Origin of the sequence: Mesorhizobium sp. M1E.F.Ca.ET.041.01.1.1 (genome assembly GCF_003997355.1) — a bacterium.
In the GTDB taxonomy this organism is placed as follows: Bacteria; Pseudomonadota; Alphaproteobacteria; order Rhizobiales; family Rhizobiaceae; genus Mesorhizobium.
Genome location: NZ_RZSL01000147.1, coordinates 1 through 12,155 on the forward strand (window position 1 = coordinate 1; position 12,155 = coordinate 12,155).

The following is a 12,155-nucleotide window of genomic DNA, read 5'->3' on the forward strand; positions in this document are numbered from 1 at the left end:
CAGCGGCTGGCTGCGGCCGAAGGCCTGCACCACCACTTGCGGCGGGGGATTCTCGCGATAGAGCGCGCGCTCGCTGTTCTTGCGCAGCGCGATCATGCCCGGCCATCCGGGCAGCATCTTGGCCGCATCGGCGATCTCGCCGCTCGGCACCTGGTCGCCGCCATAGAGCGCGATCGCCCAGGCCAGGATGTGCCGGTCGAGCGATGTGGCGGGCAGCATATCGCGCGCATTGCGCGCACCGGCTATGTCGTTGGCGGCCAGCGCGTCGAGCCCGCCCTTGAGTTGCGCGATGCCTGCCGAAGATTGAGACGGCTGCGCCTCGCCCAGAGCCTGCGGCGCGCCAGGCGCGGGGATAGCCGCTGTCACGCGCACGTCAGCGCTGCCGCCGATCGCCATCCCAGGCATCAGCGCGACCACCGCGCTGAGGAGCGCGAAGAGATGGGGTCGCCTCGTCGGCATTTTTTATCCTAGCACATTGCCAGCAGGCAGGGACCCTGAAGACCCAATCCCAAGCCTAAACTCAGGTTGTGAAAGGCTCGTGAACAAAAGGTTATCGAGGCCGTTCGAATTGCCCCTGCTGGTACTATGGCGATGCTTGCCGCTGAACCATGTCGAGACTATGGTGCGCGGCTCCGCTTTCGGTTAGAAGGCGCGCAAACAAAACCCGAAAAGTCCCAAAGGAGTTTGGACGACATGCTGAGAGGCTCGCTGACCGCGCTCGTCACACCGTTCGAAAAGAGCGGGCGTTTCGACGAGAAAGCCTTTCGCGTTTTCATCGACTGGCAGATCGCCGAGGGCACCAAGGGCCTGGTCCCGGTCGGCACCACCGGCGAGTCGCCGACGCTGTCGCATGACGAGCACCGCAATGTCGTGAAGGTCTGCATCGAAGCGGCCAAGGGCCGTGTTCCGGTCGTCGCCGGGGCCGGCTCCAACAACACCGAGGAAGCCGTCGGCCTGGTTCAATTTGCCGAAAAGGCAGGCGCGGATGCAGCGCTTGTGGTCACGCCTTATTACAACAAGCCGACGCAGCGCGGCCTCTACGAGCACTTTGCCGCCGTCGCCAGAGCGACCAAGCTGCCGATCATCATCTACAACATCCCGCCGCGTTCGGTGATCGACATGATGCCCGATACGATGGGCAGGCTGGCCCACGACTTCAAGAACATCGTCGGCGTCAAGGATGCGACCGGCAAGGTCGAGCGGGTCTCGGAGCAGCGCTTGACCTGCGGCAAGGATTTCATCCAGCTCTCCGGCGAGGATGCCTCGGCGCTCGGCTTCAACGCGCATGGCGGCGTCGGCTGCATCTCGGTGACCTCGAATGTCGCGCCCAGGCTCTGCGCGGAATTCCAGGAGGCAACCCTTTCGGGCGACAGCGCCAAGGCGCTCGACCTGCAGGATCGCTTGCTGCCGCTGCACAAGGCGATCTTCACGGAACCTGGCCTGTGCGGCGCCAAATACGCGCTGTCGAAGCTGGGCAAGGTCGAGAACGTGGTGCGCTTACCGCTCGTGACGATCGAGGCGTCAACCGCCGAAAAGATCGATCAGGCGATGAAGCACGCCGGCTTGATAAATTAGGGATGAGGCGCCACCTCTCCGCATTATGAATCAAGTCAAGAAAGCCGACCCCAACAACAGGACGGTCGCCGAAAACCGCAAGGCGCGCTTTTCCTACGAGGTGCTCGACACGATCGAGACCGGCCTGGTGCTGACCGGTACCGAGGTCAAGTCGCTGCGCCAGGGCCAGGCCAACATCCAGGAAAGCTATGCCTCGGCCGAAGGCGGCGAGATCTGGCTGATCAATTCCTATTTGCCGGAATATCTGCAGGCCAACCGCTTCAACCATGAGCCGCGCCGGCGTCGCAAACTGCTTGTCAGCAAGCGCGAGATGGCGAAGCTCTCGCAGAGCGTCGAGCGCGAGGGCATGACGCTGGTGCCGCTGAAAATCTATTTCAACGATCGCGGCCGCGCCAAGCTGTTGCTTGCGATCGCGCGCGGCAAGAAGCTGCACGACAAGCGCGAGACAGAGAGGCAGCGCGACTGGGCGCGCGAGAAGGGGCGGCTCCTCAAGGAGCGCGGATAAGACGGCCGCAATGGCGGGCAGGGAGCCAAGGCTTGAGGAACAGCTTGATCGTCCTGGCCCTGGCTTTCGTCTTTCTGGCGCTTGCCATCTGGGCAGAAGGCTTTTTCCGGCCCCGTGCTTTCCCACCGGATCGTGGCGAATTCCCCATAAGGGGCATCGACGTCTCGCATCACCAGGGCGGGATCGACTGGCCGCGCGTCGCGGCCGACGATGTCGCCTTCGCCATCATCAAGGCGACGGAAGGTGGCGACTATGTCGATGATACCTTTGCTGAGAATTTGCGCCGGGCCCGTGCGGCGGGCCTCGCCGTCGGCGCCTACCATTTCTTCACCTTCTGCCGCCCGGGTGCCGACCAGGCCAAGAACTTCATTTCGGCCGTGCCGCGCGGCGAGCAGCTTTTGCCGCCGGTCGTCGACATCGAATTCCACGGCAATTGTCCGCATCGGCCTTCGCCCGCCGAGTTGAACGCGGAACTCCTTGCATTCCTGGGCCCGGTCGAGGCGGCCTATGGCAAGCCGGCCATCCTCTACATCACCGACGAGACGGCGCCGACCTATTCCGCTCATATCGCGGTTCGCCAGCGCTGGCTGCGCTCGTTGCGGGGGCCGCTGAACGAAGACGATTGGGTCTATTGGCAATATGTCGATACGGGCCGCGTCGACGGCATCGACGGCGATGTCGACCTGAATGTCCTGAAGGGCGGGCCGGCGCGGCTCACGGAGCTGTTCGCGCCGGCGCCTGAAGCTAGCTCTTCAGGAATGCCGCGATCTCCCTGAAGACGTTGACGAACATCTCTTCCGTCAGCACGCCGGTGTTGGTGTTGTAGCGCGAGCAGTGATAGCTCGAAAACAGCGTGATCCCGCCGGCCTCCTGCCGCCCGCCGTGGCGGAACGGAAGCGCGGCGACGCGTCCGCCCAGCGCCCGCACCGTCGACTGATGCGCGATCGAGCCGAGCGTCAGGATAGCGCGCAGATTGGAGAAGCGCGCGATGGTCGGCCTGAGGAAGGTGCGGCAGGTGGCGATCTCGACGCCGACCGGCTTGTTCTCCGGCGGCACGCAGCGCACCGCGTTGGTGATCGCGGTGCCGACGAGCTGCAGCCCGTCATCCGGCCTCGCCTTGAATTCTCCGCGCGCCAGGCCTTGCGCGATCAGCGTGCCGTAGAGCAGGTCGCCGGCATAGTCGCCGGTGAACGGGCGCCCGGTGCGGTTGGCGCCGCGCAGGCCCGGGGCCAACCCGACGATCAGAAGCTTGACCGCCTCCTCGCCCTCCGGCGGCAGCAAGGTCGGCACCGGCGCATTGAACCAGCCCGGCTCGCGCTCGCGCCAACCGGCGATGAAGTCGTGCAGCCGCGGGCAGAGCGGGCAATCACGGTCGGGTTCGGGGGAGGGCGCGCCGCTCAAGGCTGCCGCTCTCAATAATCGTCCTCGTCGACTTCAGCCGGTTCCGGCCGGCGCGCCGGCCGCTCGGACGGGTCGCGGCCGACCTCGCTCTTCAATGTCATCAGGTCGATGAAGTGGTCGGCCTGGCGGCGCAGGTCGTCGGAGATCATCGGCGGCTGCGAGGCCATGGTCGAGATGATCGACACCTTGCGGCCGCGCCGTTGCAGTGCCTCGACCAGAGTGCGGAAGTCGCCGTCGCCGGAGAAGATGACATAGTGGTCGACGACATCGGCAAGCTCCAGCGCGTCCACCGTGAGCTCGATGTCCATGTTGCCCTTGATCTTGCGCCGGCCGGTCGAGTCGGTGAACTCCTTGGCGGGCTTGGTCACCACCTTGAAGCCGTTATAGTCCAGCCAGTCGATCAGCGGCCGGATCGAGGAGTATTCCTGATCCTCGACCAGCGCGGTGTAGTAATAGGCCCTGAGCAGGTAGCCGCGCTTCTGGAAGCTCGCCAGAAGCTTGCGGTAGTCGATGTCGAAGCCGAGCGCCCGCGAGGTGGCATAGAGATTGGCGCCGTCGATGAAAAGAGCGATCTTTTCACGGGGATCGAACATTGAAAAACATCCCTTTCGAAAATTTCTGTCGTCTAAATGGACGTGACGGGCAGGCCCGGTAATGGTCCCTTTTGCCGTCTCATCCGAGATAACGCCAGATTTGTGGATATCCAAGGGCGCGGACGCGCATTGCAAGCAATTGTGATCGGCGCTATTTGAGCGGCGGATAAGGGTGATGTCCGGACATTGAGCCGGCCAAAGGCTCGTGCTTCGGGCGCTGCCGCCATAAAGCTTGTATTTCGGCGGCGTCCGGGTTATGGAGCCCGCCAGTTTTCCATCAAATCCACGCATGAAAGGGGCAGTCCATGGCCCGCGTAACCGTTGAAGATTGCATCGACAAGGTCGATAACCGTTTCGAGCTCGTGCTGCTCGCCGGCCACCGTGCCCGCCAGATCAGCCAGGGCGCGCAGATCACCGTTCCTCGCGACAATGACAAGAATCCGGTCATCGCGCTGCGCGAGATCGCAGAGGAGACGCTGTCGCCCGACGACCTCAAGGAAGACCTGATCCACTCGCTGCAGAAGCATGTCGAGGTCGACGAGCCGGAGGCCGATGGCGAGGCGATCGCCGATCAGACTGGAGCCGCCACCGCCGCTGCGGACACCGACGACGCCGAGGAGAACATCGCCTTCGACCGCATGAGCGAGGAAGACCTGCTCGCCGGTATCGAAGGTCTGGTGCCGCCGGAAAAGAGCGACGACTACTAAGCTTCGTCGGAACTTGCCTGGATCAAGCATCCGGCACTTCCGTCTCGTAAGTTTCGTGGCTATCTATGACATGCGCCGCAAGCAACAGCGGCGCATGATTCATTTCAGCACCGCGAGATCCCGCCCATGATGCGTCAGTATGAGCTTGTCGAGCGCGTGCAGCGCTACAAGCCTGACGTCAACGAGGCGCTGCTCAACAAGGCCTATGTCTACGCCATGCAGAAGCATGGCCACCAGAAGCGTGCCTCGGGCGATCCCTATTTCTCGCATCCGCTGGAAGTGGCGGCCATCCTCACCGAAATGCACATGGACGAGGCGACCATCGCGGTCGCCCTGCTGCATGACACGATCGAGGACACGACCGCGACCAGGGCCGAGATCGACGAACTGTTCGGCCCCGAAATGGGCAAGCTGGTCGAGGGCCTGACCAAGCTGAAGAAGCTCGACCTCGTCTCCAAAAAGGCCGAGCAGGCCGAGAACCTGCGCAAGCTGCTGCTCGCGATCTCCGAGGATATTCGCGTTCTCCTCGTCAAGCTCGCCGACCGCCTGCACAACATGCGCACGCTCGACCATATGCCTGAGTCCAAGCGCCTGCGCATCGCCGAGGAGACGATGGACATCTATGCGCCGCTAGCCGGCCGCATGGGCATGCAGGGCATGCGCGAGGAACTGGAAGAGATCGCCTTCCGCTACATCAATCCGGAAGCCTATCGCGCCGTCACCGCGCGGCTCGCCGAGATCTTCGAGCGCAACAAGGGCGTGCTGGACGAGATCGAAAAGGCGTTGTCGGGCCTGTTCGAAAAGCATGCGATCAAGGCCAGCGTCAAAAGCCGGCAGAAGAAGCCGTGGTCGGTGTTCCGCAAGATGGAGGCCAAGGCGCTGTCCTTCGAGCAGCTCTCCGACATCTTCGGCTTCCGCGTCGTCGTCGACACGGTCGAGGACTGTTACCGCGCGCTCGGCGCCATCCACACCACCTGGTCGATGGTGCCCGGCCGCTTCAAGGACTACATCTCGACGCCGAAGCAGAACGACTACCGTTCGATCCACACCACCATCGTCGGCCCGTCGCGCCAGCGCGTCGAATTGCAGATCCGCACCCGCGAGATGAACAAGATCGCCGAATACGGCGTCGCCGCGCATTCGATCTACAAGGACACGGGCGGCAAGGGGAACGGCGCCGCGCACGCGATCTCCAAGGAGACCAACGCCTATGCCTGGCTGCGGCGCACCATCGAGCAGCTGGCCGAAGGCGACAACCCTGAGGATTTCCTGGAAAACACCAAGCTGGAGCTGTTCCAGGACCAGGTGTTCTGCTTCACGCCCAAGGGCATGCTGATCGCGCTGCCGCGCGGCGCCACCCCCATCGACTTCGCCTACGCCGTTCACACCGATGTCGGCGACACCTGCGTCGGCGCCAAGGTCAACGGCCGCATAATGCCGCTGATGACGGAATTGAAGAACGGCGACGAGGTCGAGATCATCCGCTCCAAGGCGCAGGTGCCGCCGGCGGCCTGGGAATCGGTCGTCGTCACCGGCAAGGCGCGCGCCGCCATCCGCCGCGCCACCAAGAACGCCATCCGCAAGCAATATTCCGGGCTCGGCGCTCGCATCCTGGAACGCGCCTTCGAGCGCGCCGGCAAGAGCTTTGCCAAGGAGAGCCTGAAACCGGTGCTGCACCGGCTGGCGCGCAAGGACATCGAGGATGTGCTGGCCTCCGTCGGGCGCGGCGAGCTGGCATCGACCGACGTCATGAAGGCGGTGTTCCCCGACTACAAGGACGAGCGCGTCACGGTCGCGGCGCCCAAGCAGCGCGAGGAGGGCTGGTCGAAGATCCGCAACGCCGCCGGCATGCTGTTCCAGATGCCCGGCCGCGCCGCGCGCAAGGGCAAGGACCAGCAGCGCGAGGGCGCGGTGCCGATCCGCGGCGTGCGCGGCGACCTGCCAGTGCGCTTCGCGCCGGAAGGGGCGGTGCCCGGCGACCGTATCGTCGGCATCATCCAGCCGGGAACCGGCATCACCATCTATCCGATCCAGTCGCCGGCGCTGCAGGCCTTCGACGACCAGCCCGAGCGCTGGATCGACGTCCGCTGGGACATTGACGAGCGCACCAAGGAGCGCTTCCCGGCGCGCATTTCGGTTACTGCCATCAATGCGCCGGGATCCCTTGCCGACATAGCGCAGGTTGTTGCGTCGAACGATGCCAACATCCATACGCTGTCGATGGTGCGCACCGCTCCCGATTTCACCGAGATGCTGATCGACCTCGAGGTCTGGGACCTGAAGCATCTCAACCGGCTGCTGTCGCAGCTCAAGGACAATTCGAGCGTCAGCGACGCTCGGCGTGTGAACGGCTAACGATGAGCGACGAGAGAGGGAAGAAATGAACACCGAAGAAGTGCTGGGCATATTCCGCGAGGCCGGCGCCGTTCTCGAAGGTCATTTCATCCTGACGTCCGGCCTGCGCAGCCCGATCTTCCTGCAGAAGGCACGCGTCTTCATGCATGCCGACAAGACCGAGCGCCTGTGCAAGGCGCTGGCCGAGAAGATCCGAGAAAGTGTGCCGGGCGGGATCGACTATGTCGTCGGCCCGGCGATCGGCGGCCTGATCCCGGCCTACGAGACATCGCGTCATCTGGGCGCTCCAGCGATCTGGGTCGAACGGGAAGGGGGCGAGTTCAGGCTCCGCCGTTTCGAGATCGCCAAGGGGTCGCGTGTCGTCATCGTCGAGGACATCGTCACCACGGGACTCTCGATCCGCGAGACGATCGACTGCCTGCGCGAGCTCGGCGCCGAGGTGGTGGCAGCCGCCTGCATCATCGACCGCTCGGCCGGCAAGACCGATGTCGGCGTGCCGCTGATCGCGCTCGCAGAATATGAGGTGCCTGCCTATCCGCCCGACCGCCTGCCGCCGGAGCTTGCCGCCATCCCGGCCGTCAAGCCGGGCAGCCGGAACATCTGACGCCGCGATGCATGAAAACAAGCACTTGAGCGCGCCGCTTGAATCTCTTTGCCAGCGGCGCGCGTCGAGGTCGCGATGATTGCCGGCATCGACCATTTCGTGCTGACGGTCCGCTCGGTCGAAGCGACCTGCGATTTCTATCAGCGTGTGCTTGGCCTGCGGCGGCTGGACGAGCCGAACCGTCCGACCGCGCTTCTGTTCGGATCGCAGAAGATCAACCTGCATGAAGTCGGGCACACCTTCGAGCCGAAGGCAAGGACGCCGACGCCGGGCTCCGGCGATTTCTGCCTCGTCGCGGCGGTGCCTCTTTCCGACATCCGCGCCAGCCTCGAGGCCAACGGCGTGGCGGTCGAAGTCGGGCCGGTTGAGCGCATTGGGGCGCGCGGCAGGATGATGTCGGTCTATTTCCGCGATCCCGACGGCAATCTGGTCGAGGTTAGCGAATATCTGGCATAGCCTCCGTTTCGGTCAATTCAGACCGAGCCGCACAGCGCAGCGCCGGTCGAATGGTGATTATCGGCCTTGCCTCCCGGTTCGCTTCCTCAGTTTCGCCAGAATGGCGTTCTTGTTACAGCCTGCGGCAGACCATCGCGGCGGCGTTTCGTTGTTCCGTGGCCTGGCAGTCGCTATATCAAAGTTTTGTTGCCTTCCTGCGCCCTCGAAGCGCAAGATATGTCGGCGCGACCCGGGTAGCAGGGGAAGCGTGTGTTGGACCAGGAACTGAAACAGAGTGCTTTTTCGACGCCGAGAGCCTGATGGCCTCCTGGAGCGGTTGCGTACCTATCTGTGGCCGCGCCGTTCGTTCTCGCGCTCTGTGCAATATTTCTCCAAGCGCATCCTGCGGCTGAAGGCGACGCCCCATTCCGTCGCGGCCGGCGTCGCGGCGGGCGTTTTCGCGTCCTTCTTCCCGCTTGGCTTCCATTTCGTCATCGCCGCCGTGCTCTGCTGGGTGATCGCCGGCAATCTGGTGGCGGCGGCGCTGGGCGCAGTGTTCTTCGGCAATCCGCTGACCTTCCCGCTGCTTTGGGGCGCATCCTGGGAAACGGGCAAGCTCATCCTGCATGAACGTCTGCCCAAGCACGGCCCGCCCGAACATCTCGGCGAAATGATGCAAACGCTTTCCTTCGCCAAGTTGTGGCATCCGATCCTGGAGCCGATGCTCCTCGGCGCGGTGCCGCTTGGCCTGGTCTTCGGACTCATCTTCTATGGCATCACCCGCTGGGGCATGACCGTGTTTCGCGAGCAGCGGAAGCGGCGCATGGCCGAGCGGGCCGAGAAGGCCAAGCGCGCTGGCGGGCGGGAAGTTCCCGCGGAATGATCATCGGCATCGGCAGCGACCTGATAGACACCAGACGCATCGAGAAGTCGCTGGAGCGGCACGGCCAGCGCTTTATCCAGCGCATCTACACCGAGGTCGAACAGGCCAAATCCGAAGGCCGCGCGGCCCGCGCCGCCTCCTACGCCAAGCGCTTCGCCGCCAAGGAGGCCTGCGCCAAGGCGCTGGGCACCGGCATGGCCGAGGGTGTGTTCTGGCGCGACATGGGCGTGGTCAACCTGCCGAGCGGCGCGCCGACCATGGCTCTGACCGGAGGCGCCGCGGCAAGGCTGGAGAAAATCCTGCCCAAGGGCCACCGCGCGCTGATCCACCTCACCATCACCGATGATTTTCCGCTTGCTCAAGCCTTTGTGATCATCGAGGCAGTGCCCGCCGAACAAGCGCCACATTGATTCCATCTGACCACGGGCGGCATGACGTTGCCCAGCGCGCGCCGAGACTCTATACCAACCAACGCACAATCGAGGACGACATGAGCGTGGCTGAAAAATCGCAGAAGAAATCCGGCGGGCTTGGTGAAACCTTCTCCGTCATCATCCAGGCTCTGCTGCTCGCGCTTGTCATCCGCACGTTGCTGTTCCAGCCCTTCTCCATCCCGTCCGGTTCGATGCGGCCGACGCTGCTCGAGGGCGACTATCTGTTCGTCACCAAATGGGCCTATGGCTATTCGCGCTATTCGCTGCCCTTCGGCCCCAACATTTTCTCCGGCCGCATCTGGGGCTCGGAGCCCAAGCGCGGCGACGTGGTGGTGTTCAAGTTCCCGCCGGATCCGTCCGTCGACTACATCAAGCGCGTCGTCGGCCTGCCCGGCGACAAGATCCTGGTCAAGGACGGCCAGCTCTTCATCAACGGCACCGCCGTGCCGCGCGAAAAGGTCGGCCAGATCGACAATCCCGATATCACCGAGGTCGACCGTCCCGTCGACGTCTATCGCGAGACGCTGCCCAACGGCGTCACCTACGACACGCTCGACCTGACGCCCAATTCGATCGGCGACAACACACGCGAGTTCGACGTGCCGCCCGGTCACTATTTCATGATGGGCGACAATCGCGACAATTCCTCCGACAGCCGCTTCACCGTCGGTTTCGTGCCGGCCGAGAACCTTGTCGGCCGTGCCAACGTCATCTTCTTCTCGATCGCCGACGGCGCAAGCCCGTTGGAAATCTGGAAGTGGCCGTCGCTGATGCGCGCCGGACGCCTGTTCCATCTCGTCCACTAAGGTCATGGCGGCCACCAAGCGTTTGACCGCCGATGCCCTCGCCGAAGCGCTTTTCGAGCGCACCGGCCACGCCTTCGCCGACCGCCAGCGTCTGCAGCGCGCGCTGACTCATGCCAGCGCGCGCTCGACCCATGCCGGCGTCGACTACGAACGCTTCGAATTCCTGGGCGACCGCGTTCTCGGCCTTGTCGTGGCCGACATGCTGCTGGCGGCCTTTCCCGATGCCGCCGAGGGCGAGCTGTCGCTGCGCCTCAACGCGCTGGTCAACGCCGAGGCGCTTTCCGAGATCGCCGGGGAGATCGGCCTGCCGGAATTGATCCGCGCCGGCTCCGACGTGCGCAATCTCGACGGCCGCAAGCGAACCAATCTGCGCGCCGACGCGCTGGAGTCGCTGATTGCCGTGCTTTACCTGGATGGTGGCCTTGACGCTGCCCGCGCGTTCATCCACCGCTATTGGCAGCCGCGCTCGCAGGCGACAGGCGCCGCCCGCCGCGACGCCAAGACCGAACTGCAGGAATGGGCGCACCAGGCGGCTGCCGGCGCGGTTCCGGCCTACCGGGTGGATGGTCGCGAAGGCCCCGACCACGATCCGCTGTTCACCGTCAGCGTGAAAGTCGGTTCCTTTGCGCCGGCGATCGGCAGCGGCCGTTCCAAGCGCGAGGCGGAACAGGCAGCGGCGGCGGTGCTGTTGCTGCGCGAAGGCGTGTGGAGCGCGACATGACCGGCACCGAAGCCCCTGAAACACCCGCTACGCGTTCCGGCTTCGTCGCGCTGATCGGCGCGCCCAATGCCGGCAAGTCGACGCTGGTCAACCAGCTGGTCGGCGCCAAGGTGTCGATCGTCACCCACAAGGTGCAGACAACCCGCGCGATCGTGCGCGGCATCGCCACGCATGAGAACGCGCAGATCGTCTTCGTCGACACGCCCGGCATCTTCAAGCCGAAGCGCCGGCTGGACACGGCGATGGTCACCACCGCCTGGGGCGGCGCCAAGGATGCCGACGTCGTCGTGCTTCTGATCGATGCCGAACGCGGCATCAAGGGCGATGCCGACGCCATCCTCGACCGGCTGAAGGACGTCCAGCAGCCGATGCTGCTCGTCCTCAACAAGGTCGACCGGGTCAAGCCGGAGACGCTTCTGGCGCTGGCATCGGCAGCAAACGAAAGAGTTCCGTTCAAGCGCACCTTCATGGTTTCGGCGCTCACCGGCTCCGGCTGCAAGGACCTGCTCGACTATCTTGCCGAGACGCTGCCGGCCGGGCCCTGGTATTATCCGGAAGACCAGATATCCGACCTGCCGATGCGCCAGCTCGCGGCCGAGATCACCCGCGAGAAACTCTATCTGAGACTCCATCAGGAGCTTCCCTATTCCTCGCATATCGAGACCGAGAAATGGGAAGAGAAGAAGGACGGCTCGGTGCGGATCGAGCAGGTCATCTATGTCGAGCGCGACAGCCAGAAGAAGATCGTGCTCGGCCACAAAGGCGAGACGATCCGCGCCATCGGCCAGGCCGCGCGCGCCGAGATCGCCGAGATCCTCGAGCAAAAGGTGCATCTCTTCCTGTTCGTGAAGGTGCGCGAGAACTGGGGCGACGACCCCGAGCGCTATCGCGAGATGGGGCTGGAGTTTCCGCACTGATGCATGTCGCCCAAAAGTGCGGCGCGGTTTTGGGATGACGACATGCATGACTCAGATGCATGCCGTCTAAAACCGCGCAGCGATTTAGGACAACGACATGCATGACCCGAAAGTGGAAATCGACACCGATCTCGTGCGCCGGCTGGTCGATGCGCAGTTTCCGGAATGGCGGCATTTGCCGGTGAAGCCCGTCGCGTTCGGTGGTTGGGACAACCGCAC

At 64.1% G+C, this 12,155-nt stretch carries 14 protein-coding genes and 2 pseudogenes; 13 read left to right on the forward strand and 3 right to left on the reverse strand.

Translation table 11 applies throughout. The annotated features are described in order from the left end of the window. Nucleotides 1-459, reverse strand: a pseudogene (locus tag EOA38_RS14615) (lytic transglycosylase domain-containing protein); the annotation flags it as partial. Nucleotides 460-693: 234 nt separating this feature from the next. Between EOA38_RS14615 and dapA the strand changes: the two are divergent. Genes dapA through EOA38_RS14630 form a run of 3 tightly spaced genes read left to right on the forward strand, consistent with a single transcriptional unit; the run spans nucleotide 694 to nucleotide 2,856 of the window. Next, nucleotides 694-1,575: a 4-hydroxy-tetrahydrodipicolinate synthase gene (gene dapA / locus EOA38_RS14620; RefSeq protein WP_127221262.1), complete on the forward strand. Its 882-nt coding sequence runs from the start codon at nucleotides 694-696 to the stop codon at nucleotides 1,573-1,575. A gap of 25 nt (nucleotides 1,576-1,600) precedes the next feature. After that, nucleotides 1,601-2,080: an SsrA-binding protein SmpB gene (smpB, locus tag EOA38_RS14625; RefSeq protein ID WP_127221263.1), complete on the forward strand. Its 480-nt coding sequence runs from the start codon at nucleotides 1,601-1,603 to the stop codon at nucleotides 2,078-2,080. Between the two features lie 32 nt (nucleotides 2,081-2,112). Next, on the forward strand, nucleotides 2,113-2,856 hold the full coding sequence (locus EOA38_RS14630) for a GH25 family lysozyme (protein WP_127299508.1): 744 nt from the start codon (nucleotides 2,113-2,115) through the stop codon (nucleotides 2,854-2,856). On the opposite strand, the gene EOA38_RS14635 is transcribed toward EOA38_RS14630, so the two are convergent. Both EOA38_RS14635 and EOA38_RS14640 read right to left on the reverse strand, forming a co-directional pair. Further along, complete coding sequence (locus tag EOA38_RS14635) at nucleotides 2,825-3,496, reverse strand: uracil-DNA glycosylase (RefSeq protein WP_189434676.1); 672 nt, start codon at nucleotides 3,494-3,496, stop codon at nucleotides 2,825-2,827. The genes EOA38_RS14630 and EOA38_RS14635 overlap by 32 nt on opposite strands. Beyond that, entirely contained in the window at nucleotides 3,493-4,074 is a 582-nt protein-coding gene (locus EOA38_RS14640) for an NYN domain-containing protein (RefSeq protein ID WP_126094941.1), read from the reverse strand. Before EOA38_RS14640 ends, EOA38_RS14635 begins: the two co-directional genes overlap by 4 nt. A 305-nt stretch (nucleotides 4,075-4,379) precedes the next feature. Between EOA38_RS14640 and rpoZ the strand changes: the two genes are divergently transcribed. The 10 genes and pseudogenes from rpoZ to EOA38_RS40335 all read left to right on the forward strand — a co-directional run. Continuing rightward, nucleotides 4,380-4,781: a DNA-directed RNA polymerase subunit omega gene (gene rpoZ, locus EOA38_RS14645; RefSeq protein WP_040972027.1), complete on the forward strand. Its 402-nt coding sequence runs from the start codon at nucleotides 4,380-4,382 to the stop codon at nucleotides 4,779-4,781. Between the two features lie 126 nt (nucleotides 4,782-4,907). After that, nucleotides 4,908-7,136: a bifunctional (p)ppGpp synthetase/guanosine-3',5'-bis(diphosphate) 3'-pyrophosphohydrolase gene (locus tag EOA38_RS14650; protein WP_126094940.1), complete on the forward strand. Its 2,229-nt coding sequence runs from the start codon at nucleotides 4,908-4,910 to the stop codon at nucleotides 7,134-7,136. Between the two features lie 25 nt (nucleotides 7,137-7,161). Further along, nucleotides 7,162-7,740 (forward strand): orotate phosphoribosyltransferase, encoded by a 579-nt coding sequence (gene pyrE, locus EOA38_RS14655; protein ID WP_127221193.1) that lies wholly within the window; start codon nucleotides 7,162-7,164, stop codon nucleotides 7,738-7,740. 75 nt (nucleotides 7,741-7,815) lie between these two features. Continuing rightward, nucleotides 7,816-8,196, forward strand: a complete 381-nt coding sequence (locus EOA38_RS14660; RefSeq protein WP_127221192.1) for a VOC family protein — start codon at nucleotides 7,816-7,818, stop codon at nucleotides 8,194-8,196. Nucleotides 8,197-8,470: 274 nt separating this feature from the next. Continuing rightward, nucleotides 8,471-9,058, forward strand: a complete 588-nt coding sequence (locus tag EOA38_RS14665) for a DUF2062 domain-containing protein (RefSeq protein ID WP_127221191.1) — start codon at nucleotides 8,471-8,473, stop codon at nucleotides 9,056-9,058. After that, the gene (gene acpS, locus EOA38_RS14670) at nucleotides 9,055-9,468 is read left to right on the forward strand and encodes a holo-ACP synthase (RefSeq protein WP_126094934.1); all 414 of its coding nucleotides are present in this window, start codon (nucleotides 9,055-9,057) and stop codon (nucleotides 9,466-9,468) included. The genes EOA38_RS14665 and acpS overlap by 4 nt, the downstream gene beginning before the upstream one ends. Before the next feature lie 80 nt (nucleotides 9,469-9,548). Then, on the forward strand, nucleotides 9,549-10,298 hold the full coding sequence (gene lepB, locus EOA38_RS14675) for a signal peptidase I (protein WP_126094933.1): 750 nt from the start codon (nucleotides 9,549-9,551) through the stop codon (nucleotides 10,296-10,298). A 4-nt stretch (nucleotides 10,299-10,302) separates the two neighbouring features. After that, a complete protein-coding gene (gene rnc, locus EOA38_RS14680; protein ID WP_127299509.1) occupies nucleotides 10,303-11,019 on the forward strand; it encodes a ribonuclease III in 717 nt (238 codons plus the stop codon). Then, nucleotides 11,004-11,936: a GTPase Era gene (gene era / locus EOA38_RS14685; RefSeq protein WP_189350195.1), complete on the forward strand. Its 933-nt coding sequence runs from the start codon at nucleotides 11,004-11,006 to the stop codon at nucleotides 11,934-11,936. The genes rnc and era overlap by 16 nt, the downstream gene beginning before the upstream one ends. 97 nt (nucleotides 11,937-12,033) lie before the next feature. Further along, nucleotides 12,034-12,155, forward strand: a pseudogene (locus EOA38_RS40335) (aminoglycoside phosphotransferase); the annotation flags it as partial.